We start from the raw sequence: 24,491 nt of genomic DNA on the forward strand, positions 1-24,491 counted from the left end.
CTCGGTCGAGAGGAGGCGGGACGGGTGGCACTGGCCCTTTACCGCAAGTACCGGCCCCGTACGTTCGCCGAGGTCATCGGCCAGGAGCACGTCACCGAGCCGCTGTCGCAGGCGCTGCGCAGCGGGCGGCTGAACCACGCCTACCTCTTCTCCGGCCCCCGGGGCTGCGGCAAGACCTCCAGCGCCCGCATCCTGGCCCGCTCGCTCAACTGTGAGCAGGGGCCGACCCCGGAGCCGTGCGGGCAGTGTGAGTCGTGCCGCTCGCTGGCCACGGACGGCGCCGGCTCGATCGACGTCATCGAGATCGACGCGGCCAGCCACGGCGGCGTCGACGACGCCCGCGAGCTGCGCGAGAAGGCGTTCTTCGCGCCGGCCCGCAGCCGCTTCAAGATCTATGTCATCGACGAGGCGCACATGGTCTCGTCGGCCGGCTTCAACGCCCTGCTCAAGCTGGTCGAGGAGCCCCCGGAGTACGTCAAGTTCATCTTCGCCACCACCGAGCCGGAGAAGGTCCTCGGCACGATCAAGTCGCGGACCCACCACTACCCGTTCCGGCTCATCCCGCCGAAGGTGCTCCGGCCCTACCTGGAGCAGCTGACCGAGGCCGAAGGCGTCAAGGTCGAGCCGGCGGTCTTCCCGCTGGTGGTGCGCGCCGGTGGCGGCAGCGCCCGCGACAGCCTCTCCGTGCTCGACCAGCTCATCGCCGGGGCCGGCCCCGAGGGGGTCAGCTACGCCCGGGCCGCCGCGCTGCTCGGTGTCACCGACTCCGCGCTGATCGACGAGATGTGCGACGCGCTGGCCGCCGGTGACGGCGCCGCCGCGTACGCCACCGTCGACCGGGTCGCGGAGGCCGGGCACGACCCGCGCCGGTTCGCCTCCGACCTGCTGGAGCGGCTCCGCGACCTGATCGTCATGCAGCAGGTGCCCGACGCCGCTGCCAAGGGCCTGATCGACGGCCCCGACGACCAGATCGAGCGGATGGCCGCCCAGGCCCAGCGGCTCGGCCCGGCCACCCTGTCCCGCTGCGCCGACATCGTGCACAACGGCCTGGTCGAGATGCGCGGCACCACCGCACCCCGGCTGCTGCTCGAGCTGATCTGCGCCCGGATGCTGCTGCCCGGCGTGGACGACTCGTCCGGTGGCCTGCTCCAGCGCCTGGAGCGGATGGAGCGCCGGCTCACCCTGGGTGGCGCCGAGCCGCCGCCGGCCGCCGCCGGCTCCGCGCCGGTCGGCTCCGCCCCGGGGGTACGCCCGGCGCCTCCCGCCCCGACCGCGGCTGCCGCCGCGCCCGACCCGGAGACCGCCGGCGCGCCGGCGGCTGCCGGTGCCCCGACCGGGGCGGCCGCCGCCCGCGCCGCCGCCGCGGCGGCCGGTGCCCGCTCGGCCCCGGCTGCCCGCCCGGCCGGCCCGGCCGAGAGCGGTCCCGCCCAGCCCGGTCCGGGCGCCCGTCCTGGCGACAGCGCCGGCCCGGCCCGGCCGGCCCCGGGTCCGACCGACCGGGCGCCCGGCGGCCCACCTGACCGGGCCACTGGCGGCTCGACGGCCGGTGGTCCGGCGTCCGGCGCTCCCGTCCGGCGGCCGGTCCCGGCCTCGGCGGTGCTGCCCGATCCGGCCACCCCCGAGCCGCCGCGCCCCGGTGCCGCCCCGGCCGGCGCGCTCGACGCCGTCGCGGTGCGCCGGGTCTGGGCCGAGGTGGTCGGCAAGGTCAACCGCAGCAACAAGCGGATCGCGGCGCTGATGCGCGACGCGGTGGTCCGCGACCTGGACGGCGACACGCTGGTGCTGACCGTGAAGTCGACGGTGCTGGCGAAGATGATGGCCGACCACGCCGCCGTGCTCACCGACGCGCTCTACGAGGAGCTGGGCGGCCGCTGGCAGATCCGGTGCGAGGTGGCCGGCGAGCGGGGCGCTGCCTCGCTCGGCGGCCCGGCCCGCCCCTCCGGTTCGTCCCGCGCGGCGTCCTCCGATCCGGCCCCGGTGGCCGGTCCAGATGCCGCACCGGCACGCCCGGCCGGCCCGTCCGGCGGAGCCGCCCGCGCGTCGGAGCCGTCCGGTGATCCCTCCCGCCGGGTGTCCGGCCCGTCCGCACCCGGGACGGCTGCCGGCGGGGACGACGACGAGGAGGACTGGCCGGAGCCGGCCCGACCGGGCGGCACCGGCCAGCCGACCGGTGACGGCGCTGCCCCGACGGCTGCCGCCGACGCCGACGACTGGCCCGACGCGGCCCGCCCGGGCGGGACGGCAGCCGTGGCCACGGCCACCGCGCCGGCCGCCGTCTCGGCGCCCGCCGTACCCAGGCCGGCCGGACCACCGGCCACCGCGCCGGCGCCAACGCCGGCGGGCGGTGCCGCGCCGAAGAACAGCGCGATCGCGGCGGCCCGGGCGGCCGCGGCGGCGGCCGCCGCCGGTGGCGGTCCTGGCAAGGGTCCCCGGGCGGCGCAGGCGGCCCGGAAGACCGCCGACGCCGAGTGGGCCGGGGAGCCGCCCTACGACCCCGACTACGACGGGCCGGTCGGCAACCGGTCGGCGGCCCCGGCCCCGGCGGCACCCGCCTACGAGGGCTTCGACCCGGGCGACGAGCCGCTGGACGACGTGATCGACGAGCGGACCGCCCGGCAGTCCAGCGAGGAGCAGGCGGTGCAGCTGCTCCGCGAGGCGTTCGGGGCCGAGAAGATCAACGAGGTGGACGCGCGGTAGCGCGCGTCGACCGCCGAGGAGCAGTGCCGCCGCCCGACTAGGCTGGGCGCGGCCGATCAGACGAGTGCGAGAAGGAGCCGTCCGTGCGCCCAGGTGGACAGCCGAACATGCAGCAGATGCTGAAGCAGGCGCAGAAGATGCAGCAGCAGATCGCCAAGGCCCAGGCCGAGCTGGCCGAGGCCGAGCTGACCGGCACCGCCGGTGGGGGCCTGGTCACCGCCACCGTCGCCGGCACCGGTGAGCTGAAGGCGATCAAGATCGACCCGAAGGCGGTCGACCCGGAGGACGTGGAGACGCTGGAGGACCTGGTCGTCGCCGCCGTGCACAACGCCGCCGAGGCGGCCCGGGAGCTGACCGAGAAGAAGATGGGCCCGGTCGCGGGCGGCATGGGCGGCCTCGGCCTGCCCGGGTTCTGAGCCGGCAGATGTACGAGGGTGCCATCCAGGACCTGATCGACGAGCTGGGCCGGCTCCCGGGCGTGGGCCCGAAGAGCGCCCAGCGGATCGCGTTCCACGTCCTCTCGGCGGACCCCGCCGACGTGAACCGGCTGGCCGGTGCGCTGCGCAAGGTCAAGGATCTGGTGCGGTTCTGCACCACCTGCTACAACGTGGCCGAGTCGGAGCAGTGCCGGATCTGCCGTGACCCGCGGCGCACCGACGAGGTGCTCTGCGTGGTCGAGGAGCCGAAGGACGTCGTGGCGATCGAGCGGACCGGTGAGTTCCGCGGCCGCTACCACGTGCTCGGCGGCGCCATCAACCCGCTGGAGGGCATCGGCCCGGACAACCTGCGGATCCGGGAGCTGATGACCCGGCTGGGCGGGGGCGCGGTCCGCGAGCTGATCCTCGCCACCGACCCGAACACCGAGGGTGAGGCGACCGCGACCTACCTGGCGCTGATGGTGAAGCCGATGGGCATCGCGGTGACCCGGCTGGCCAGCGGCCTGCCGGTCGGTGGCGACCTGGAATACGCCGACGAGATCACCCTGGGCCGCGCGTTCGAGGGCCGCCGGGCGATCTGACCGGAGCGACGTACCGCCGGCCGGTCCCCTTGTGGGGGCCGGCCGGCATCGTTCGCGTATCCGGAATGTGAGACGGGTGTGGTTCGCCACGTCCTCGCCGCCCGGCCGGCGACTGTCCGCTTTTGCGGTGATCCGTCCGGTCCCACTATCTGCTCATGGCTGTGACAGTCCTGTTTGTCGGGAGATCGCGCGCTGTCAGACCCGGCCACTTGGTGTCGGCTTGATAGCGATTGCCTCGCGGGCGTTCCGCATTCTGTGTGTCGTGTCATAGCCTCCCGCACACGGACTGAGTCACAGCTCGGCGTGGACACATGCGCATGACAGAGGTGAGAGATGCAGGCGAGCAGGCTTAAAGCGGCCGTGGCCCTCGCGGCCGCCGCCGCTCTGGCGGTCGGGGCGTCCGGCTGCGCCAAGAGCGAGCGCGACGAGGACAGCGGTGGGGCCAAGACCGGCGGCACCTTCGTCTTCGCGGGCGCCGGTAACCCGAAGAACTTCGACCCGATCTTCAACGACGACGGCGAGTCCTTCCGGCCGATCCGGCAGATGTACGACACCCTCGTGCAGAACAAGCCGGGTACGGCCGATCTGCAGGGCGCCCTGGCGGAGAGCTGGGAGCACGACCCGGAGGGCAAGGTCTGGACCTTCCACCTGCGCAAGAACGTGAAGTTCCACGACGGCACCCCGTTCAACGCCGCCGCGGTCTGCTTCAACTTCGACCGCTGGTTCAACATGAAGGGCGCCGCCGCCCAGTCGCAGATGATCTACTACTCGGACGTCTTCGGCGGCTTCGCCAAGAACGAGGCCGAGGGCGCGGGCGACCCGGTCTACAACAAGTGCGAGGCGAAGGACGACGGCACCGCCGTCGTCACGATGAACCGCTACAAGGGCGCCTTCCCCGGTGCCTTCGCGCTGACCGCGCTCTCGATCGCGAGCCCCGAGGCGCTGAAGAAGTACGACGCCGACACGGTGAAGCAGAACGGCGACTCGTTCGAGTACAGCGCGTACGCCAACGAGCACCCGGTGGGCACCGGCCCCTTCACCTTCGGCGGCTGGGACAAGGCCAAGGGTGAGATCACCCTGAACCGGAACCCCGACTACTGGGGCGAGAAGGCCAAGGTCGACAAGCTCGTCATCAAGATCATCGAGGACGAGAACACCCGTAAGCAGGAGCTGCGGGCGGGCACCGTCCAGGGCATCGACTTCCCGGCTCCGGCCGACCGGAAGGCGCTCGCGGGTGAGGGCTTCCAGGTCCTCGACCGCCCGGCGTTCAACATCCTCTACCTCGGCTTCAACCAGAAGAACCCGAAGCTGAAGGACCTGCGGGTGCGCCAGGCGATCGCCTACGCCCTCAACCGTCAGGCGCTCGTCCAGACCAAGGGCCCGGGTGGCACCAAGGTCGCCGACGAGTTCATGCCGGACACCGTGCTCGGCTACGCCCAGGACGTGCAGAAGTACGACTACAACGTCGACAAGGCCAAGCAGCTGCTCAAGGAGGCGGGCGCCGAGAACCTGACGCTCAACTTCTACTACCCGACCGACGTCTCCCGGCCGTACATGCCGAACCCGCAGGAGATCTTCACCGTCCTGGCCAACGACCTGCAGGCCGTCGGCATCAAGGTCAACGGTGTGGCCCGCCCGTGGAACGGTGGCTACAAGGACGACGTGCAGCAGTTCGGCAAGCACGACCTGCACATCCTCGGCTGGACCGGTGACTACAACGACCCGGGCAACTTCGTCGGCACCTTCTTCGGCCGCGCCAAGGTCGAGTTCGGCGACCAGGCGATGACCGAGATGTTCGACGCCATCACCAAGGCCGACGCCACGGTCGACGAGGCCGGCAAGAAGACCGCGTGGGAGCAGGTCAACCGCGACATCGCCGCCAAGTGGCTGCCGGCCGTGCCGGTCTGGCACGCCCCGCCGGCCATCGTGGTCACCAAGGACGTCAAGGGTCTGGTCGCCAGCCCCCTGACCGACGAGCGGTTCAACACCGTCAGCGTTGGCTGAAGGCGCTCCTGACCGCTGACACCGTACGCGGAATCGGCCCGGGCCGGGCTCTCTCTCCCGGCCCGGGCCGACCCGCTGTTACCGAGAATCTGGTGTGTGAGAGATGTTGCGAGTCATAGTCCGCCGCCTGCTGCAACTGGTGGTGACCCTGATAGGGCTGTCCTTGCTGGTCTTCGTCTGGCTGCGGAACCTCCCCGGCGGCCCGATCGAGGCGCTGCTCGGTGAGCGGGCCACGCCGGAGCGGCGGGCCCTGCTGGTCAAGGCCCTCGGCTACGACCAGCCGATCCTGGTGCAGTACGCCAAGTTCATGCAGCGGCTGCTGACCGGCGACTTCGGCAACTCGATCCGGAGCGGCGACCCGGTCACCGAGGTGATCGGCCGCGCCTTCCCGGCCACCATCGAGCTGGCCGCGGCCGCCATGATCATCGCCATCGGGCTCGGCGTGCCGCTCGGCTACCTGGCCGCCCGGCACCGCGGCCGGCTGCTCGACAACATGAGCATCGCCGGCACCCTGCTCGGCATCTCGATCCCGATCTTCTTCCTGGGCTACCTGCTCAAGGACGTGTTCACCCAGAACATGCACTGGTTCCCGCCCTCGGGCCGGATGAGCACCGGGGTGGACAACACCGAAGTCACCGGCTTCTTCGTCCTCGACGGGCTGCTCACCCGCGAGTTCGACGCCAGCGCCGACGCGCTGTGGCACCTCATCCTGCCGGCACTCACCCTGGCCACCATCCCGCTCGCGGTGATCGTCCGGATCACCCGGGCCAGCGTGCTCGACGTGCTCAACGAGGACTTCGTCCGCACCGCCGAGGCGAAGGGTCTGCGCCACAAGACCATCCGGGGCCGGCACATCCTGCGCAACGCCCTCCTGCCGGTGGTCACCACCATCGGCCTGCAGACGGGCGCGCTGCTCTCCGGCGCGGTGCTCACCGAGCGGGTCTACAACTGGGGCGGCCTCGGCACGCTGATCTACAACTCGATCAGCGGCGGCCGCGACTACCCGGTGCTCCAGGCGCTGATCCTGCTGGCCGCACTGGTCTTCGTGGTGGTCAACCTCCTGGTCGACCTCTCCTACGCCTTCATCGACCCGAGGGTGCGTGTGCGATGAGTGACCCGATCACCCGGCCCACGGTGGGCACCCCGCGCGAGAGCGTGGACTCCTCGGCCGTCGAGGAGAAGCGCGAGGGCACCCTGCCGCGCGGCATCGACCGGCTCGGCGAGCGCAAGCGCGCCCGGCTGGAGCAGCTGGCCCAGGCCACCGCCGACAAGGGCGGCGTCAGCCTGCTCCGGGACGCGTTCCGCCGGCTGCGGCGCAACCCGACGGCGATCGTCGGCGCGTCCATCGTGGCGCTGTTCGTCCTGGTCGCCATCTTCGCGCCGCTGCTCGCGCCGCACGACCCCGCGCAGCGCTTCGACGAGCTGACGAAGAACCTGACCGTCGACAGCATCCCCGGGGCCAGCAGCGAGTTCCCGTTCGGCTCCGACCCGCTCGGCCGGGACTTCCTGTCCCGCATGATCCACGGCAGCCGGCAGACCCTCTTCGTCGGCGTGCTCGCCACGCTCATCGGGCTGGCCCTGGGCGTGCTGATCGGCGCGATCGCCGGCGCCTTCGGCGGCTGGGTCGACAACATCCTGATGCGCGTCACCGACGTGATGCTGGCGCTGCCGGCCCTGCTGCTGGCCATCAGCCTGGTGGCCATGGCCAGCCGGTCCAGCCAGTGGACGGTCATCCTGGCGGTGGCCATCGTCAACGTGCCGATCTTCGCGAGGCTGTTGCGCGGGTCGATGCTCGCCCAGCGGGAGAGCGACCACGTGCTGGCCGCCCGCGCGCTCGGCGTCAAGCAGGGCTCGATCGTGCTGCGGCACATGCTGCCCAACGCGATGACCGCGGTGATCGTGCAGGCCACGCTGACCCTCTCCACCGCGATCCTGGAGGCGGCGTCGCTCTCCTTCCTCGGCCTCGGCGACCCCGACATCAACCGGGCCGAGTGGGGCCTGATGCTCGGTGTGGACGGTCAGCGCTACTTCGAGGTCCGGCCGGAGCTGGCCTACTACCCGGCCATCGCGATCATCGTGGTCGCGCTCGGCTTCACCCTGCTGGGTGAGGGCATGCGCGAGGCGATCGACCCGAAGAGCCGGCGGTGACGGCGATGCGGACCAAGGACCAGCACGGTGAGGAAGTGACCCGATGAGCCTGCTCGACGTACGCGATCTGAGCGTGGTGTTCCAGCGTCGCGGTGAGCGGCCGTTCACGGCGGTCGACAAGGTCAGCTTCAGTGTGGAGCCGGGGCAGACCGTGGGCCTGGTCGGCGAGTCCGGCTGCGGCAAGAGCGTGACCAGCCTGGCGATCATGGGCCTGCTGCCCCGGCGGGGCAACAAGGTCACCGGCGAGGTCAACTTCGACGGCGCCGACCTGCTCAAGCTGCGCCCGGACGACATGCGGGACCGGCGCGGCCGGGACATCGGCATGATCTTCCAGGACCCGCTGTCGTCGTTGAACCCGGTCGTGCCCATCGGCGTCCAGGTGGCCGAGGTGCTGGAGCGGCACCGCGGGATGGACCGCAAGGTGGCCATGAAGGAGGCCCGGGAGCTGCTCGACGCGGTCGGCATCCCGGACCCGATGCGGCGGCTCAAGGAATATCCGCACCAGATCTCCGGCGGCATGCGGCAGCGCGCGCTCATCGCCATCGCGCTGGCGTGCAAGCCGCGGCTGCTGATCGCGGACGAGCCGACCACGGCGCTGGACGTGACCATCCAGGCGCAGATCCTCACCCTGCTCAAGCAGCTCGTCGACGAGACCGGCACCGCGCTCATCATGATCACGCACGACCTGGGCGTGGTGGCCGGCCTCTGCGACACGGTCAACGTGCTCTACGGCGGCAAGGTGGTCGAGCGGGCCGAGCGGCACGAGCTGTTCGCCCGGCCGCGGCACCCGTACACGCACGGGCTGCTGAACTCGGTGCCGCGGCTGGACTCGCCGCGGGGCGAGCGGCTGCACGCCATCCGCGGCTCGGTGGCCGACAACATCCCGTGGGTCGAGGGCTGCGCGTTCGCCCCCCGCTGCGACAACGTGGTGGACGCCTGCCTGGAGGGCACGCCTCCGCTCGAACCCACCGCGACCGGCGGCGACCTGCGCTGCAACAACCCCGTTTCCGAGGAGGTGGCGGTGCCGTGACCGAGTCGACCGAACGGACCGGACCACTTGTCGAACTGCGCGACGTCAAGGTCCACTTCCCGATCAAGAGCGGCGTGCTCTTCGACCGCACCGTCGGTCACGTCTACGCCGTCGACGGCGTCTCGCTCTCCATCAACAAGGGCGAGACGTACGGGCTGGTGGGCGAGTCGGGGTGCGGCAAGTCCACCCTGGGCCGGGGCCTGCTGCGGCTGGTCGAGCCGACCGACGGCGAGGTCGTCTTCGACGGCACCGACGTCCGCGCGCTCAAGGGCGAGGCGATGCGCAAGATGCGCCGCCGGATCCAGATGATCTTCCAGGATCCGCTGTCCAGCCTCGACCCCCGCCAGTCGGTGGAGTCGCTGCTGGTCGAGGGCCTCAAGGCGCACGGCCTGGCCAAGGACAAGGCGGCCACCGCGAAGCGGCTCCGCGAGGCGCTGGCCGCGGTCGGCCTGCCCGCCTCGGCGCTGAGCAAGTACCCGCACGAGTTCTCCGGCGGCCAGCGGCAGCGCATCGGCATCGCCCGGGCGCTGGTGCTCGACCCGGACCTGATCGTCGCCGACGAGCCGGTCTCCGCGCTGGACGTGTCCATCCAGGCCCAGGTGATCAACCTGCTGGAGGAACTCCAGAACGAGCACGGCCTGACGTACCTGATCATCGCTCACGACCTGGCGGTGGTCCGGCACATCGCCGACACGGTCGGGGTGATGTACCTCGGCGGCCTGGTGGAGGAGGCGTCCAGCGACGACCTCTACCGGGAGCCGATGCACCCGTACACGAAGGCGCTCATGTCGGCCGTGCCGGTGCCGGACCCGCAGGTGGAGGACCGCCGCGAGCGGATCCTGCTCGCCGGCGACCTGCCCTCGCCGACGAACCCGCCGGCCGGCTGCCGGTTCCACACCCGCTGCCCGTGGGCCCAGCCGACCCGCTGCGCTGAGGAGCGGCCGGCGCTGCGCCAGGTGCTCGACGGGCACCGGGTGGCCTGCCACTACGCGGAGGACATCGCCGCCGGCCGGATCCGGCCGCACGAGGTGGAGCCGGAGCTGGTCCGGCCGGACGACGGCGCCGCGCCGGGCGACACCGGCGAGCTGATCCCGACCCCGTGACGTGACGACGCGAGGCCCCTTCCCCGGTCGGGGAAGGGGCCTCGTCGCGTTCGAAGCGGGTCAGCCCTCGGGTCGGTTGAGCAGGGCCACCGCGACGGTGTGCACGGCGTCCAGCGCGGCCGGGTCGGCCAGCGGCACCCGGCCGCCGGTCACCGCGTACCACTCGTCGGCGTCCTTGTACTGCACCCGCAGGGTGACCTGGCCGTCGGCGTACTCGGTGCGCAGGGTGAGGTCGCCGGTCACCACGCCGACCTCGTCGGTCATCACGCCGCCCGGGCCGGCCGTGATGTCGCTGGTCCGTTCCGGCGATCCGGGTGCCGGCGGGGCCGCGGCTGGTGCGGCCGGCGTCGCGTCGGCGGACATCCCGGCCCCGGAGACGTCGGCGGGCGCGGCCGGCGTGCCGTCGGCCGTCATCCCGGCCGAGGTCGGGCCGGGTGCTGTCGCGCCGCCGGCGGCCGCCGCGGCGTCCTCGCCGGTGCTGTCCGGCGTCCTCTCCGGCGCCGGCGCGCCACCGGCCCCGGTCACGGCTTGTTCGCCCATGTGCAGCCCTCCAACATGTCGGTGAGGGCGGCCTTCTCGGCACTGGTCACCGTCAGCCGCCAGTAGTGCTTGACCGTCACCCAGTCCGCGGCGTACTGGCACCAGTACGACCGGTTCGCCGGCTTCCACTGGGACGGGTCCTGGTCACCCTTTGCCCGGTTGGAGCGGAGGGAAACCGCGATGAGCTGCGGCCGGGTGAGGTCGTTGGCGAAGTCGCCGCGCTTCGAGTCGTCCCACTCGTCGGCGCCGGACCGCCAGGCGTTCGCCAGCGGCACGACGTGGTCGATGTCCACGTCGGCCGGATCGGTCAGCGCCAGCCCGTCGTACGCGCTCTCCCAGCGGCCGTCGACCACGTTGCAGCCGGAGAGCTTGATGCCCTCACCGTCCCGTTGCAGCACGCTGTCCCGCACGTCGCAGTTCTTGCCGGTGTCCCGCCAGTGCGGGAAGCGGGTCCGGCTGTAGCCCTTCATCGACCCGGCGGCGGCCACGGTCAGCTCGCCGAGCTGCTGGTCGACGTTGCCGGTGCTGCTCGGCGGCGTGTCCGGCTCGTCGACCGGCACACAGCCGGCCGCGCCGAGGGCGAGCACCGCGGTGAGCGCGACCGCCATCCCGGCACGGGCTCCTGATCTCGTACGCACAGACGACACCTCTCCAGCTTGCGTGCTCCGGGCGAGTCCGCACAGTACCCGGCGACGGTTTCCCAGATTCGTGGCGTCGGGAGTGGAGGTCCCGGCAGAGTGGTTACCCATGACCGCACCCGCTCCCGAGCTGCGCCTCGGCTCCGCCGCCGGGCGCGGCACGCTGCTCGCCGCGGTCCTCGCCTCCGGCATGGTCTTCCTCGACAGCACCGTGGTCAACGTGGCGCTGCCCCGGCTCGGCGCGGAACTGGACGCCACCGTGGCGGGTCTGCAGTGGACGGTCAACGGTTACCTGCTCATGCTGGCCGCCTTCGTGCTGCTCGGCGGCGCGCTCGGCGACCGGTTCGGGCGGCGGCGGATCTTCCTGCTCGGGGTGGTGTGGTTCGCCGTGGCGTCGGTGCTCTGCGGGCTCGCGCAGGGGACCGGCTGGCTGATCGCCGCCCGGTTCCTCCAGGGCGCCGGCGGGGCACTGCTCACCCCCGGCTCGCTCTCCGTGCTCCAGGCCAGCTTCCACCCGGACGACCGCGCCCGCGCCATCGGCACCTGGTCCGGGCTCTCCGGCGTCTCCACCGCGCTCGGCCCGCTCCTCGGCGGCTGGCTCATCGACGCGCTCTCCTGGCGGTGGATCTTCTTCGTGAACCTGCCCCTGGCCGTCGGGGTGGTGCTCGCCGCGCTGCGCTGGGTGCCGGAGAGCCGGGACGAGGCCACGTCGCGTACCGGTGCCGGCCGGGGGTTCGACGTGGCCGGTGCGCTGCTCGGCGCGCTGGCGCTCGGCGGCGTCACGTACGCCCTGATCGACGCCCCGGCGCGCGGCGCCGGCTCCCCGGCGGTGCTGGCCGCGGCGGTGCTCGGGGTGCTCGGCGCGGTGGTGTTCGTGCTGGTCGAGCGGCGCCGCGGCGACACCGCCATGCTGCCGACCGGGCTGTTCGGCAGCCGGCTCTTCTCGGTGCTGAACGTCTTCACCGTGGTGGTCTACGCGGCCCTCGGCGGGTTCACCTTCTTCCTCGCCGTCTACCTGCAGAACGTCGTCGGCTGGTCGGCGCTGCTCACCGGCCTGGCCACCGTGCCGATGACGCTGCTGCTGCTCGTCGGTTCGGCCCGGGCCGGGGCGCTCGCCGCCCGGATCGGCCCCCGGCTGCCGCTCACCGTCGGCCCGGTGGTCGCCGCGGCCGGCCTGCTCCTGCTGCGCCGGGTCGGCCCCGGTGCGTCGTACTGGACGGACGTGCTGCCCGGGGTGCTCCTGTTCGGCGCGGGGCTCACCCTGGTGGTCGCCCCGCTGACCGCGTCGGTGCTGGCCGCGGTGGCGGACCGGTTCGCCGGGGTGGCGAGTGGCTTCAACAACGCCGCCTCCCGGGCCGGCGGCCTGCTCGCGGTGGCCGCGCTGCCGCTGCTGGTCGGCCTCTCCGGCAGCGGCTACGAGCAGAAGAGCGCGCTGGCCGGCGCTTTCCGCGGGGCGATGCTCTGGTGCGCCGGCCTGCTGCTGGTCGGCGCGCTCCTGGCCGGGCTGCTCATCCACCGCCCGCCCGGAAGCGCACCCGGCCCCCACGCGACGCCGCCCCACGGGCGATGAACGGGGGCGCTGTTAGCGTCGGGCCATGGGTGATCAGGAGAGTGCAGGGCCGGTCCGGCTGCGGTACCGGCTGCTGACCGGGCCCGACGACGCCGACTTCTGCCGGCGGGTCAGCGAGCTGCTGGCCGACGGCTATCGCCTGCACGGCTCGCCGGCGGCCACCTTCGACGGGCAGCGGGTGATCGTGGCGCAGGCGGTCGTCCTCGACGACGGCAACCCCACCGTCGTGCCGGTCTAGCGGCTGGTCGGGCCCGCGCGGCGGGCCCGACCAGCCGTCGGTCAGCTCCGCGCGCGGTTGACCGCGCTGGTGACCGCCTTGATCGAGGCGGTCACGATGTTGGCGTCGACACCGACGCCCCAGACGGTCCGGCCGTCGACCTCGCACTCCACGTACGCGGCGGCCTGCGCGTCCCCACCGGAGGAGAGCGCGTGCTCGTGGTAGTCGAGCACCCGCACGGCCACGCCCAGCGACTGGAGCGCGTTGACGTACGCGTCGATGGGGCCGTTGCCGACCGCGGTGAGCGGCTGGACGTCGCCGTCGTAGCCGATCCGGGCCTCGATCTCGACCTTGCCGTCGGCGGTGCCGATGGCGTAGCCGGCCAGGGTGACGGCCGGGTCGACCTGGTGGTCGACGAGATAGTTGCGGGCGAAGATCTCCCACATGGTGCCCGGCTCGACCTCGCCACCGTCGTGGTCGGTGACCTGCTGGACCACGCCGGAGAACTCGATCTGGAGGCGGCGCGGCAGGTCGAGCTGGTGCTCGGACTTCATGATGTAGGCGACGCCGCCCTTGCCGGACTGCGAGTTGACCCGGATGACCGCCTCGTAGGTGCGGCCCAGGTCCTTCGGGTCGATCGGCAGGTAGGGCACGGCCCAGGTGAACTCGTCGACCGGCACCCCGGCCGCCGCCGCGTCGGCGTGCAGCGCGTCGAAGCCCTTCTTGATCGCGTCCTGGTGCGAGCCGGAGAAGGCGGTGTAGACCAGGTCGCCCGCGTACGGGTGGCGCTCGTGCACCGGCAGCTGGTTGCAGTATTCGACGGCGCGCTTGACCTCGTCGATGTTCGAGAAGTCGATCATCGGGTCGATGCCCTGGGAGAACATGTTCAGCCCCAGGGTGACGAGGTCGACGTTGCCAGTGCGCTCGCCGTTGCCGAACAGGCAGCCCTCGATCCGGTCGGCGCCGGCCAGCAGGCCCAGCTCGGCGGCGGCCACCCCTGTGCCCCGGTCGTTGTGCGGGTGCAGGCTCAGCACCAGGCTGTCCCGGCGGGGCAGGTGCCGGTGCATCCACTCGATCGAGTCGGCGTAGACGTTCGGCATGGCCATCTCGACGGTGGCCGGCAGGTTGACGATCAGCTTCCGGTCCGGGGTGGGGTCGACCACCTCGATGACCTTGGCGCAGACCTCCAGCGCGTACTCCAGCTCGGTGCCCGTGTACGACTCCGGCGAGTACTCGTAGTGGATGTCGGTGTCCGGGGTGTGGATCTCCGCGTACTTCTGGCAGAGCCGGGCGCCCGTGGTGGCGATGTCGGTGATGCCGTCCCGGTCCAGCCCGAAGACCACCCGGCGCTGGAGCGTCGAGGTCGAGTTGTAGAAGTGCACGATGGCCCGGCGGGCGCCGCGCAGCGACTCGAAGGTGCGGTCGATCAGGTGCTCCCGGCACTGGGTCAGCACCTGGATGGTGACGTCCTCGGGGATCAGGTCCTGCTCGATCAGCTGCCGCACGAAGTCGTAGTCGGTCTGGCTGGCCGACGGGAAGCCGACCTCGATCTCCTTGTAGCCCATCTGCACCAGGAGCTGGAACATCCGGCGCTTGCGCTCCGGCGACATCGGGTCGATCAGGGCCTGGTTGCCGTCGCGGAGGTCGACGGCGCACCAGCGGGGCGCGGCCTCGACGCGGCGGGTGGGCCAGGCGCGGTCCGGCAGGTCGAACCGGAACTGCTGGTGGTAGGGCAGGTAACGCTGGAACGGCATCCGGCTGGGGCGCTGCCGGGCGATCGGATCGGTCTCGGCGTCGGTGACAGGTTGAGCCATCTCGGAGTGCTCCCTGGGAACATGTGGCGTCAGCAGATCGGAAGGTGTCGGCGGATGCCGGGCGACGGTGCGCGGCGGTGCCGAGAGGAAGTTCGGATGTGCTGGACGGCGCGGTTCAACTCCGCGACGAGGTGCCGGCCGGTCAGGCCTCGTCGCGGCAGCCAAGGAGAAGGTACGCCCGCCACATGACAAGGTCACCCTACGTGGCGAGGCCGGGGGTGGGAAGCCAGGTCCGGACTATGGGACCGGAGTCACGGTCTGCTCCGGGGCCGCCGCGCCCAGCCGAGGCGTGCGGCCGGCCCAGGCCACCACGGGCACGAGCGCCAGCCCGACCAGCGCGAAGACCGCCGCCGTCGGGAACCAGCCCCAGCCCCCGGTGGTCACGCCCAGGGCGGTCAGCCCGGCCGGGGCGATCAGGTACTGCAACTGCGTGCCGAGCCGGAACGCCCCCACGTACGCGCCGCGCTGGGCGGCCGGCGGGAGGGTGGCGGTGAGCCCCCAGGTGCCCGCGGACTCGACCAGCTCGGCCACGATCAGCAGCAGCGCGGCCGCCACCAGCACCACCAGCGTGAGCGCGCCCCGGGTCACCCCGGAGATCGGCACGACCAGGCAGAACAGGGCGATCAGCAGGGCGCCCCGGCGGGACGCCCGGGCCGCGCCCGGCGCGGTGTCGGCGCCCCGGCTGGCGCGTACCTGGAGCAGCACGATGAGGACCGTGTTGAGCAGCACCAGCCCGGCGATCACCGTCTTCGGCGCGTCGGTGTGAGTGAGGATCCAGAGCGGCAGCACCGTCAGGTAGAGCGTCTGATGCGCGGTGAGCAGCCCGGAGAGCAGGGAGACCGCCATGAACGGCCGGTCCCGCAGCACGGCGAACCGGCTCATCGGCTCGGCCGGGCGGGCCACCTCGGGCAGCCGGGGCAGCCGCCGCACGAAGAGTGCCGTCACTCCGAAGACCGCCGCGATGAACCAGACCATCCCCCGGTACGCCGCGATCGTGTCCACCGCCAGCACCAGGCCGCTGATCGCCGCGCCGAGCCCGAACCCGACGTTCAGCAACGACCGCTGGTAGGCCATCGCGGTGACCCGTTCGGCCGGGGGGACCGCGTTGATCGAGTAGACCTGCACGGCCACGCCCGTCGCGGCGTGCACGGCGGCCAGCGTCACCACCACGGCGAGGAAACCGGCGAAGCCGCCCACGAACGGGTACGTTCGCGAAGAGCGCCGCCTCCAGCACCAGTCCGAGCGTCCACACCCGCTGCGGTCCGTACCGGTCGGTGAGCCCGCCCAGCGGCACGGTGCCCAGCAGCGACACCCCCGCCGCGATGGACAGGCCCAGCCCCACCTGGGCGGCGCTGAGCCCGAGCGCCCGGGTGAAGAAGACGGCGCTGCCGGCCTGGAACAGGCCGTTGCCGACGGCGTAGACCATGGCCTGCACGGCCAGGGCGCGGGTCAGCCCGGCCGGCGGCACGACGTGGTGGACGGCGGTGCGGATGATCTCTCTGGCCCCCATGGGCGGTGAGTGAACCGTGCCCCCGGGGCCCGGCGCGAGCACTTTCAGTCTGGGGCGAATCCCCGGTCGCCGGCTCAGGCGAGCAGCAGGGTGGCGAGCGGTCGCCGGCGGCGCAGTGCGGTCTCCCGGTCCCGCAGGTCCTCGGGAAGCGCGGACGGGTCCCCGAGCCGGCCGATCGCGACCACCACGAGGGGCCGGACCCCGGCGGCCAGGTCCAGCTCGGTGGCGAGGCCGGCCCGGTCGAGGCGGGTGAGCTGGTGCGCGTGCAGGCCGAGCGCGGTGGCCTGCACGGTCAGGTGGGCGACGGCCTGACCCAGGTCGTACGCGGCCCGTTCCGGGTCGCCGCCGGTGTGCGCCCCGACGACCAGGGCGGCGGCGTGCGGTACCCACCGCTGGTCGCCCTCGGGCAGGTTGACCAGGATGCGCTTCCACGTCTCGTCGTGCCGGTGGCCGAGCGCGAAGCGCCACGGCTGGGCGTTGCCGGCCGAGGGCGCCCAGCGGGCGGCCTCCAGGAGGGAGGTGGCCTCGTCACCGGTCAGCTCGGCGGCCGGGTCGAAGGCGCGCGGGCTCCAGCGGAAGGCGAGCAGCGGGGTGAGGTCAGGCATGTGGCAAAGCATCACTGATGGGTGTTTTGTGCCCTCGCTCGCCCCCGGTCAGATGTGGCCAAGAGCACCCGTAACGGACATCGGGGTCAGGGCGTTCCCGCGGTCGGGCTGTCGGTCGGCGACGCCGCATCCCGGCTCACCGGCTCGCCGCCCTCACTGACCGGCCCGGCCAGCGGCACGGTGGCCGGCGCCGCGCCCGGCTCGCCGGCCAGCTTCAGGGTGCCGAAGGCCGCCCGCACGGCCGCCGGGGTGCCGTCCGGGAGGTAGCAGTAGATCCCCACGTCCAGCGGGGCGTTCAGCGAGGCCGAGGTCGACTCGACCGAGTAGCACTCGCCGCGCACCCCGGGCAGCGGCGCGGCCGGTGAGACGGCGAGCGGCGCGCGCCGGTCGGTGAGCACCTCCAGCCAGTCGGTGAACGGGTGCTGCACCCGCGGGTCCAGCCTGCGGGGCACGGCGTCGTCGGCGTCGCCGAGGCGTACGCAGCCCGCCGGCTGCGCCCAGCCGGCCGAGGGCAGGGCGCACTGGAAGAGCCCGTCGCCGGTGGCGGCGAGCGAGACGTCGACCGTGCCGCCCTGCCCCCAACCGGGCACGTCCACCCGCCAGGTGCCGTCGTTCGCGCTGGTCACCGTGACCGTCCGGGTCGCGCCGTCGCCCGGCTCGTAGGCGTACGTGGCGGTGAGGTGCCGGTCCTGCGCGGCGGCGGCCAGCGCGGCCAGTTCGTCCCGCGCCGCGTCGACCTCAGCCGGAACCGGGTCGGCGGTGCTGGTCGGTGCCGGGCTCGGCGGGTCGGTGGTGCAGGCGGCCAGGAGCGCCGGCAGGGCGAGCGCCAGGACGCCGGTCAGCCGCCGGGCGGCGCGTCGATGTGCGTGCACCGGGACATTCTGCGGTGCCGGCCGGGCTCCGGGGAGCCCGCCGCACGGGTGTTCCGGCCGGCGTGTCGCAGGGCCGGCTCGGGGCCGGTGAGCCGCCCCACGCCGGGCCGGATGGTGGGATCACCCGACCCGGCGCCGCGCGCCGCCCGATACCCTGGGGAGGTCTGACACGCGCCGCCGGACCGAAGTAACCGGCGGCGCCGGCACGCTCAGGGTCGTCGCTGGGAGGGAGTGCACCGTCGTGGCACTCGTGGTGCAGAAGTACGGCGGGTCCTCCGTCGCCAACGCCGAGCGGATCAAGCGGGTGGCCGAGCGCATCGTGGCGGCCCGCAAGGCCGGCGACGACGTGGTCGTGGTGGTCTCCGCCATGGGCGACACCACCGACGAGCTGCTCGACCTGGCCAACCAGGTCAGCCCCCTGCCGCCCGGCCGCGAGCTGGACATGCTGCTCACCGCCGGGGAGCGGATCTCCATGGCGCTGCTCGCCATGGCCATCCACAACCTGGGGTACGAGGCCCGCTCGTTCACCGGCTCCCAGGCCGGCGTGCTCACCACCTCGGTGCACGGCCGGGCGCGGATCATCGACGTCACCCCGGGCCGTCTCAAGGGCGCGCTGGACGAGGGCGCCGTGGTCATCGTCGCGGGCTTCCAGGGCGTCTCGCAGGACACCAAGGACGTCACCACGCTGGGCCGGGGCGGGTCGGACACGACCGCCGTGGCCCTCGCCGCCGCGCTCGACGCGGACGTCTGCGAGATCTACACCGACGTGGACGGCGTGTTCAGCGCCGACCCGCGGATCGTGCCGAACGCCCGGCACATCAAGCACATCACCTACGAGGAGATGCTGGAACTGGCCGCCTGCGGCGCCAAGGTGCTGCACCTGCGCAGCGTCGAGTACGCCCGGCGCGCAGGCTTGCCGATCCACGTCCGTTCGTCATACTCGACCAACACCGGCACGATGGTCACCGGATCGATGGAGGACCTTCCTGTGGAACAGGCACTGATCACCGGGGTCGCCCACGACCGCAGCGAGGCGAAGATCACGATCGTCGGGGTGCCCGACGAGCCGGGCGCCGCCGCGCGGATCTTCGACACGGTGGCCGGCGCCGAGATCAACATCGACATGATCGTGCAGAACGTGTCCACCGAGGGCACCGGCCGCACCGACATCTCGTTCACCCTGCCCAAGACCGACGGCCCGACCGCCATGGCCGCGCTCAGCAAGATCCAGGAGCAGGTCAAGTTCAAGGGCCTGCTCTACGACGACCACGTCGGCAAGGTCTCGCTGATCGGCGCCGGCATGCGCTCGCACCCGGGTGTCGCGGCCGGCTTCTTCGCCGCCCTCGGCGCGGCCGGGGTGAACATCGAGATGATCTCCACCTCGGAGATCCGGGTCTCGGTGGTCTGCCGGGACACCGACCTCGACAAGGCGGTCCGGGCCATCCACGACGCCTTCGACCTGGGCGGTGACACCGAAGCCGTCGTCTACGCCGGCACCGGGCGGTAGTGCGGATGTCGTCGCTGCCCACCCTCGCCGTGGTCGGGGCAACCGGCGCCGTCGGCACGGTGATGTGCCAGATCCTCTCCTCCCGCCGCAACGTGTGGGGCGAGATCCGGTTGCTCGCCTCCGAGCGCTCGGTCGGCCGCCAGATCCAGTGCCGGGGCGAGTCGCTGACCGTCCAGGCGCTCACCCCCGAGGCGTTCGACGGCGTGGACGTGGCGATGTTCGACGTCCCGGACGCGGTCTCGGCCGAGTGGGCGCCGGTCGCGGTCAGCCGGGGCGCCGTCGCCGTGGACAACTCCGGCGCGTTCCGCATGGACCGCGACGTGCCGCTCGTCGTGCCCGAGATCAACCCCGAGCAGGTCCGCAACCGACCGAAGGGGATCATCGCCAACGCCAACTGCACGACCCTCGCGATGATCGTGGCGATCGCCCCGCTGCACCGGGAGTACGGGCTGCGCGAGCTGGTCCTCGCCTCGTACCAGGCGGTCTCCGGTGCGGGGCAGGCCGGCGTGGACACGCTGCACGCCCAGCTCGGCAAGATCGCCGGGGACCGGGTGCTCGGCTCCCGGCCCGGCGACGTCCGGCAGGCGGTCGGCGACGAGGTGGGCCCGTTCCCGGCGCCGCTCGCGCTCAACGTGGTGCCCTGGGCCGGCTCGCTCGCCGACGGCGGCTGGTCGTCCGAGGAGCTGAAGATGCGCAACGAGTCGCGCAAGATCCTCGGGCTGCCCGACCTCAAGGTCTCCGCGACCTGCGTTCGGGTGCCGGTGGTGACCGGTCACTCGGTCGCGGTGCACGCGGTCTTCGCCACCGAGGTCGACGCCGAGGGCGCCCGCGAGGTGCTGCGCAACGCGCCCGGCGTGATCCTGGTCGACGACCCGGCCGCCGGCGAGTTCCCCATGCCGATCGACGCGGTGGGCACCGACCCCTCCTGGGTCGGCCGCATCCGCCGCGCCGTCGACGACCCGCGCGCCCTCGACCTCTTCGTCACGGGCGACAACCTCCGCAAGGGCGCCGCCCTGAACACCGCGCAGATCGCCGAACTCCTGGCCAAGGAGCTGACCCGGCCCTGAGCCCGTAGCTCAGGCGGCGGAGAGGTGCACGCCGTCTCGGCCGTCCCGCTTCACCGCGTAGAGGGCCTGGTCGGCGCGGCGGAGGGTCCGCTCCGGCGACTCGCCGGGCCGCGGCAGGGCGACGCCGACGCTGATCGTCCGGCCGGTGCGGCGGGCGGCCGCGGTGAGCCGCTCGGCGATCCGGACGGCCTCCTCGGGGCGGCTCACCTCGATCACCGCGACGAACTCGTCGCCGCCGGTGCGGTAGAGCTCGTCGCCCTGGCGCAGCGCACCCTCCAGCGCCCGGGCCAGCCCCACCAGCAGCTGGTCGCCGGCCTGGTGGCCGTACGTGTCGTTGACGTCCTTGAAGCCGTCCACGTCGATCGCCAGCAGGGCGGTACGCCCCGGCGTAGCGCTCGCGATCCGCTGCCCGAACGGCCCGGTGTGGCGCAGCCCGGTGAGCGGGTCCGAGCTGGCCTGCTCGCGCAGCCGGGCGAGCGTACGCAGCCGGTCGAGGCAGATCCACGCCTGCCCGGCCAGCAGCTCGATGAGGTTGACCGTGGTCGGGTCGGGCCGCAGCAGCCGCTCGTCGGCGACCAGCAGCACGCCGCCACCCTCCGTGGGGCCGACGGGCACCGCCACCAGGGTGCGCGCCCCGGCCCGGGTCAACGGCAGGTAGTCCGCGGTCGGCGGGTGCCCCTCCTCGCCCAGCGTGTACGCCGAGCCGTGCCGGTGCGCGCGGGCGATCATCCGGGCGAGCGCCGCCGGGCCGGCCTCGGCCAGCTCGGCCCGCATCCGGGCCTCCAGCGCGCCGGGAGTGCCCGTCGGCGTGCCCAGCCGGGGTTCGCGCGGGCCGGGGAGGACCAGCACGGCGGCGGCGAGCGCCGAGACGTCCCGGGCCGCGGCGATCGCGGCGGTCATCAGGTCCCAGTCGGTGGGGGCGCTGGTCATGGCGGCGGTGTGCCGGAGCAGCTTCTCGCTGCGGCTTTCGGCGGGCGGGCCGCCGAGCGTGGCGATCCGGGCGCCGAGCCGGTCGGCCATCCGCTGGGCGGTCCTCCGCCACCGCTCCGTCTCGACCGGGCCGCTCCACTGGAGGTCCAGCACGCCGAGCGGCCGGCCCGCCCGGTCCCGCACCGGCACGCAGATCTCGGCCGTGACGTCGGGGCGTACCGGGAGGTAGTCGGGATCGGCGGTCACGTCGGGGACGACGGCCGGCTCGCCGGAGCCGTACACCCGCGCGACGATCGAACGCTGCTGGTCCCGGCGCGGCGTGCCGGAGTCGTCGCTCCCGGCCTGTGCCGGCACGGTCGAGAAGACCTGCCAGGCGCCGCTGGCCGCGACGCAGCGGAGCGAGTCATGGACCCCGAGCAGGATCGAGATCGTCGCCGGGGTGTGCCGGGCGAGCGCCGAGACGGTCCACTGGCACGCCTCCAGCGCGGTCGACGCCATCGGAAGGCGGACCGTGACGTCCCGGACGACTCGCTCGTGATCCACGTCGTTCCTGCTCGGAGGGGGCGGGGCGCGATCAAGGGTACCCAGCGCGGCAGCCCGCGACCTTCGTACACATGTGCTATCCACAGGCTGTGGACGGGGCCTGTGGGCATGAGGGGGCCGCGCGGCGGGGTGCGGCGGCGATAGCGTGAGGGTCCCGGGCTCGTCAGGAGGCGCCGATGCTCATCGCCCAGCTCAGCGACCCGCATGTGACCACCGGCCTGCTCGCCGCCGAGCCCGCGTCCGGGCTGCACCGGGCACTCGGGCGGGTGCTGGCCCTGCGCCCCCGGCCGGACTGCGTGGTGATCACCGGCGACCTCGTGAGCAACGGCCGACCGGACGAGTACCTCGCGCTGCGCGAGATCATCGGGCGCTTCCCGCTGCCCGTCCACCTCGCCGCCGGCAACCACGACGACCGGGAGTCCCTGCTCGACACCTTCGGCGGCACCCCGTACCTGGGCGGTGGCTTCTCGGCCTACTACCACGTGGACCAGCCGGACGGCACGCTCGTGGTGCTCGACTCGCTCGCCCCCGGCAGCGACGCCGGGCGGCTCGGCGACGACCAGCTCGGCTGGCTCGACGGCGTGCTGGCCGGTCGCGCCGAGGTGCCCGCCGTGGTGTTTCTGCACCATCCGCCGGTGGCGGTCGGCGTGCCGGCCATGGACGCCATGGGGCTCACCGATGCCGGCGCTCTCGCTGAGGTGATCAGTCGGCACCCCCACGTGGTGCGGGTCGCCGCCGGCCACCTGCACCGGCCGGTCACCAGCGCCTTCGCCGGCACGGTGCTGACCACCGCGCCGAGCACCTGGATGCAGGTCAGCCTCGCCATGACGGACGAGGAGGAGATCGGGTGGGTCGCCGAGCCCACCGCGTTCCTGCTGCACCGGGTGGCCGACGGGGGCTGCGTGACGCACACCGTCCAGGTCAGCCATTCCGCCGGGCGGACCTGCTGGTTCTGAACCCGTGGAGCGGCTGCTCTGGTACGTCGCGTACGGCTCGAACCTGCACGCGGCGCGGCTCGACCGGTACCTGCGGGGCGGGCGCCCACCCGGCGGGCTGCGCACGTACCCGGGCTGCCGGGACTGCCGGCCACCGCGCCGGACGGTCGCGGGGCTGATCCCCGGCGGCGTCTACTTCGCTGGCGAGTCGCGGGCCTGGACCGGCGGGATGGCGTTCTACGACCCGGAGCTGCGCGGACGCGCGGCCGTGCGGGGCTACCTGGTGACGGTCGAGCAGTTCGCCGACATCGCGGCGCAGGAGATGTACCGGCCGCCCGGGACGGACCTGGACCTGATCCGGGTGGCGGCGGAGACCGGCCGGGCCACCCTCGGCCCGGGTCGCTACGAGACCCTGCTCCGGGTGGGCACGCGTGACGGCCTGCCGATGCTCACGTTCACGGCCCCGCATGCGGCGTCCGAGGTGGCGTGGGCCTCGCCCGCGCCGGTCTACCTCGGGATGCTCGCCCGCGGACTGCGCGAGGCGCACGGCTGGGGCGTCGCGCGGATCACCGGCTACCTGGCCGCCCGGCCCGGCGTGCGGGGGAACTGGCCCCGGTCGCGGGTCGGCCACCTGGCCGAGGACGCGGTCGGTGGGGCGGGACGCGGCGGAGGCCACCGGGACCGGGTCCCGATGGCCTCCGCCCTCAGCTCCGCGGAGTCGGGGCGGATCAGAGTGCCCCGAGGATCCGGTTGAGCAGGGCGACGATCCCGTTCAAGACGCCGCCCGCGCCGCCGGTGTTGTCGAGCAGGCCGGCGACGGCGCAGAGCAGGTTGCCGAGCAGGTTGCCCGGGCCCTGCTGCGCGGTGATGTCGAGCACGACCTCGTCGAGGTGCACCTGAAGACCGAGCAGGTTCAAGTCCAGCGGGCCGAGGTCGAGATTGAGGATGTCGCAGGTGGCGCTGGCCTGGACCGGCACGGTGATCTGCTGACTGATCGCGCCGAGCGAGGTGCCGGCGGAGTTGGTGAGGGTGCCGGCCAGCGTGCCCACGGCGGCGAGCTGGCCGTTCTGGTTGACGAACCGGGTGGGCGTGAAGGTGCCGGTGAAGCTGCCGACCCCGCCCAGCGCGTCGGTGAAGCTGCCGGTGACGGGCGTGCTCACCGCGGACGCCGCGGGGGCGGCCGCCGGCGCCTGCTGGGCCTGCTGGCTCACCGGGGCGGCCTGCGCGACGCCCGTCGTGGCGAGGACCAGGCCTACGCTCGCGGCCAGGGCGACGGAGGCGGTCCGGAGACGTGCTGCATGCATGAACTCTTCCTTCCTCTGGCTCATTCGTGCATCCATCCGGTACCCGTGACCCACCCGGCGATTCAAATAAAATTCTTCACTTTCGATCTGTTCCGGACAGGTAGCCGCAGCTCAACAGCCAGTCGATCTTCCTGCTCGGCACGTCGGCGCCGCGTCGTGCAGGCGATGGTCGAGATCGGACTGTCGACATTCCCGGCCGGCCGCAGGCGATCACTCGCCGATCGTCATGCCGAGCGAAATGTCCGATCCAACCCCTCGGCCGCCGGTGGATCCCCGCAACGGCGCGCGCACGACCGGCGCTGCCGCCAGGGCCAGGCCTTCGGCCGGATGCGACCGGCGGACCGGCAGATGTTGACCACCGATCGGTCGTGTTCGGCTCGTCCGCGGATGTATTTACTCCCGGGAAGGTTGCGCGAGCAAGATTCTGCACGTGACATGA

Annotated in this window: 22 protein-coding genes; 14 read left to right on the forward strand and 8 right to left on the reverse strand. The window is 73.0% G+C overall.

The window, feature by feature from the left end; translation table 11 throughout:
• The first annotated feature begins 24 nt into the window (after positions 1–24).
• From GA0070214_RS21250 to GA0070214_RS21285, 8 genes are all read left to right on the forward strand, one after another.
• Entirely contained in the window at positions 25–2,697 is a 2,673-nt protein-coding gene (locus GA0070214_RS21250) for a DNA polymerase III subunit gamma and tau (RefSeq protein ID WP_091266805.1), read from the forward strand.
• 107 nt (positions 2,698–2,804) lie between these two features.
• Positions 2,805–3,113 carry a YbaB/EbfC family nucleoid-associated protein gene (locus GA0070214_RS21255; RefSeq protein WP_030502117.1) on the forward strand — a complete coding sequence of 103 codons (309 nt, stop codon included), beginning with the start codon at positions 2,805–2,807 and terminating at the stop codon, positions 3,111–3,113.
• 8 nt (positions 3,114–3,121) lie between these two features.
• Positions 3,122–3,715, forward strand: coding sequence for a recombination mediator RecR (gene recR, locus GA0070214_RS21260; protein ID WP_091266808.1), 594 nt, complete (start codon positions 3,122–3,124; stop codon positions 3,713–3,715).
• A 333-nt stretch (positions 3,716–4,048) separates the two neighbouring features.
• Positions 4,049–5,719, forward strand: coding sequence for an ABC transporter substrate-binding protein (locus tag GA0070214_RS21265; RefSeq protein ID WP_091266809.1), 1,671 nt, complete (start codon positions 4,049–4,051; stop codon positions 5,717–5,719).
• A 103-nt stretch (positions 5,720–5,822) separates the two neighbouring features.
• Positions 5,823–6,830: an ABC transporter permease gene (locus tag GA0070214_RS21270; protein WP_091266812.1), complete on the forward strand. Its 1,008-nt coding sequence runs from the start codon at positions 5,823–5,825 to the stop codon at positions 6,828–6,830.
• Positions 6,827–7,867, forward strand: a complete 1,041-nt coding sequence (locus tag GA0070214_RS21275) for an ABC transporter permease (protein ID WP_091266815.1) — start codon at positions 6,827–6,829, stop codon at positions 7,865–7,867. Before GA0070214_RS21270 ends, GA0070214_RS21275 begins: the two co-directional genes overlap by 4 nt.
• Positions 7,868–7,910: 43 nt before the next feature.
• The gene (locus GA0070214_RS21280) at positions 7,911–8,897 is read left to right on the forward strand and encodes an ABC transporter ATP-binding protein (RefSeq protein ID WP_091266818.1); all 987 of its coding nucleotides are present in this window, start codon (positions 7,911–7,913) and stop codon (positions 8,895–8,897) included.
• Positions 8,894–10,000: an ABC transporter ATP-binding protein gene (locus GA0070214_RS21285; protein WP_091266824.1), complete on the forward strand. Its 1,107-nt coding sequence runs from the start codon at positions 8,894–8,896 to the stop codon at positions 9,998–10,000. The genes GA0070214_RS21280 and GA0070214_RS21285 overlap by 4 nt, the downstream gene beginning before the upstream one ends.
• A 60-nt stretch (positions 10,001–10,060) precedes the next feature.
• Here the strand turns inward: GA0070214_RS21285 and GA0070214_RS21290 are convergent, their stop codons facing one another.
• Positions 10,061–10,540 (reverse strand): hypothetical protein, encoded by a 480-nt coding sequence (locus GA0070214_RS21290; protein WP_091266827.1) that lies wholly within the window; start codon positions 10,538–10,540, stop codon positions 10,061–10,063.
• A complete protein-coding gene (locus GA0070214_RS21295; protein WP_244167796.1) occupies positions 10,522–11,148 on the reverse strand; it encodes an HNH endonuclease family protein in 627 nt (208 codons plus the stop codon). Before GA0070214_RS21295 ends, GA0070214_RS21290 begins: the two co-directional genes overlap by 19 nt.
• A gap of 139 nt (positions 11,149–11,287) precedes the next feature.
• Between GA0070214_RS21295 and GA0070214_RS21300 the strand changes: the two genes are divergently transcribed.
• Both GA0070214_RS21300 and GA0070214_RS21305 read left to right on the forward strand, forming a co-directional pair.
• Positions 11,288–12,748, forward strand: coding sequence for an MFS transporter (locus GA0070214_RS21300; protein WP_091266832.1), 1,461 nt, complete (start codon positions 11,288–11,290; stop codon positions 12,746–12,748).
• 25 nt (positions 12,749–12,773) lie between these two features.
• The gene (locus GA0070214_RS21305) at positions 12,774–12,986 is read left to right on the forward strand and encodes a DUF1737 domain-containing protein (protein WP_091266835.1); all 213 of its coding nucleotides are present in this window, start codon (positions 12,774–12,776) and stop codon (positions 12,984–12,986) included.
• Positions 12,987–13,027: 41 nt separating this feature from the next.
• Here GA0070214_RS21305 and leuA read toward each other — a convergent pair whose 3' ends face one another.
• The 4 genes from leuA to GA0070214_RS21325 form a co-directional block, all read right to left on the reverse strand.
• Positions 13,028–14,779: a 2-isopropylmalate synthase gene (gene leuA, locus GA0070214_RS21310; protein ID WP_091266839.1), complete on the reverse strand. Its 1,752-nt coding sequence runs from the start codon at positions 14,777–14,779 to the stop codon at positions 13,028–13,030.
• 237 nt (positions 14,780–15,016) lie between these two features.
• Positions 15,017–15,976 carry an MFS transporter gene (locus GA0070214_RS21315; protein WP_091266842.1) on the reverse strand — a complete coding sequence of 320 codons (960 nt, stop codon included), beginning with the start codon at positions 15,974–15,976 and terminating at the stop codon, positions 15,017–15,019.
• Between the two features lie 387 nt (positions 15,977–16,363).
• Positions 16,364–16,894 carry a nitroreductase family protein gene (locus GA0070214_RS21320; protein WP_091266845.1) on the reverse strand — a complete coding sequence of 177 codons (531 nt, stop codon included), beginning with the start codon at positions 16,892–16,894 and terminating at the stop codon, positions 16,364–16,366.
• A gap of 86 nt (positions 16,895–16,980) precedes the next feature.
• A complete protein-coding gene (locus GA0070214_RS21325) occupies positions 16,981–17,766 on the reverse strand; it encodes a hypothetical protein (protein ID WP_244167797.1) in 786 nt (261 codons plus the stop codon).
• Between the two features lie 241 nt (positions 17,767–18,007).
• Here GA0070214_RS21325 and GA0070214_RS21330 point away from each other — a divergent pair, with 241 nt between their 5' ends.
• Both GA0070214_RS21330 and GA0070214_RS21335 read left to right on the forward strand, forming a co-directional pair.
• On the forward strand, positions 18,008–19,273 hold the full coding sequence (locus GA0070214_RS21330; protein ID WP_091266848.1) for an aspartate kinase: 1,266 nt from the start codon (positions 18,008–18,010) through the stop codon (positions 19,271–19,273).
• A 5-nt stretch (positions 19,274–19,278) separates the two neighbouring features.
• Entirely contained in the window at positions 19,279–20,340 is a 1,062-nt protein-coding gene (locus GA0070214_RS21335; protein ID WP_091267603.1) for an aspartate-semialdehyde dehydrogenase, read from the forward strand.
• A gap of 9 nt (positions 20,341–20,349) precedes the next feature.
• Here the strand turns inward: GA0070214_RS21335 and GA0070214_RS21340 are convergent, their stop codons facing one another.
• Positions 20,350–21,813 (reverse strand): diguanylate cyclase domain-containing protein, encoded by a 1,464-nt coding sequence (locus GA0070214_RS21340; RefSeq protein WP_091266850.1) that lies wholly within the window; start codon positions 21,811–21,813, stop codon positions 20,350–20,352.
• Between the two features lie 176 nt (positions 21,814–21,989).
• Here GA0070214_RS21340 and GA0070214_RS21345 point away from each other — a divergent pair, with 176 nt between their 5' ends.
• Together GA0070214_RS21345 and GA0070214_RS21350 are read left to right on the forward strand one after the other, a co-directional pair.
• Entirely contained in the window at positions 21,990–22,769 is a 780-nt protein-coding gene (locus GA0070214_RS21345) for a phosphodiesterase (protein ID WP_091266853.1), read from the forward strand.
• A 4-nt stretch (positions 22,770–22,773) separates the two neighbouring features.
• Positions 22,774–23,502, forward strand: coding sequence for a histone deacetylase (locus GA0070214_RS21350; RefSeq protein WP_244167798.1), 729 nt, complete (start codon positions 22,774–22,776; stop codon positions 23,500–23,502).
• On the opposite strand, the gene GA0070214_RS21355 is transcribed toward GA0070214_RS21350, so the two are convergent.
• A complete protein-coding gene (locus GA0070214_RS21355; RefSeq protein WP_091266861.1) occupies positions 23,477–24,052 on the reverse strand; it encodes a hypothetical protein in 576 nt (191 codons plus the stop codon). The genes GA0070214_RS21350 and GA0070214_RS21355 overlap by 26 nt on opposite strands.
• Positions 24,053–24,491: the final 439 nt, after the last annotated feature.

It is taken from the genome of Micromonospora chaiyaphumensis, assembly GCF_900091435.1.
Taxonomy (GTDB): domain Bacteria; phylum Actinomycetota; class Actinomycetes; order Mycobacteriales; family Micromonosporaceae; genus Micromonospora; species Micromonospora chaiyaphumensis.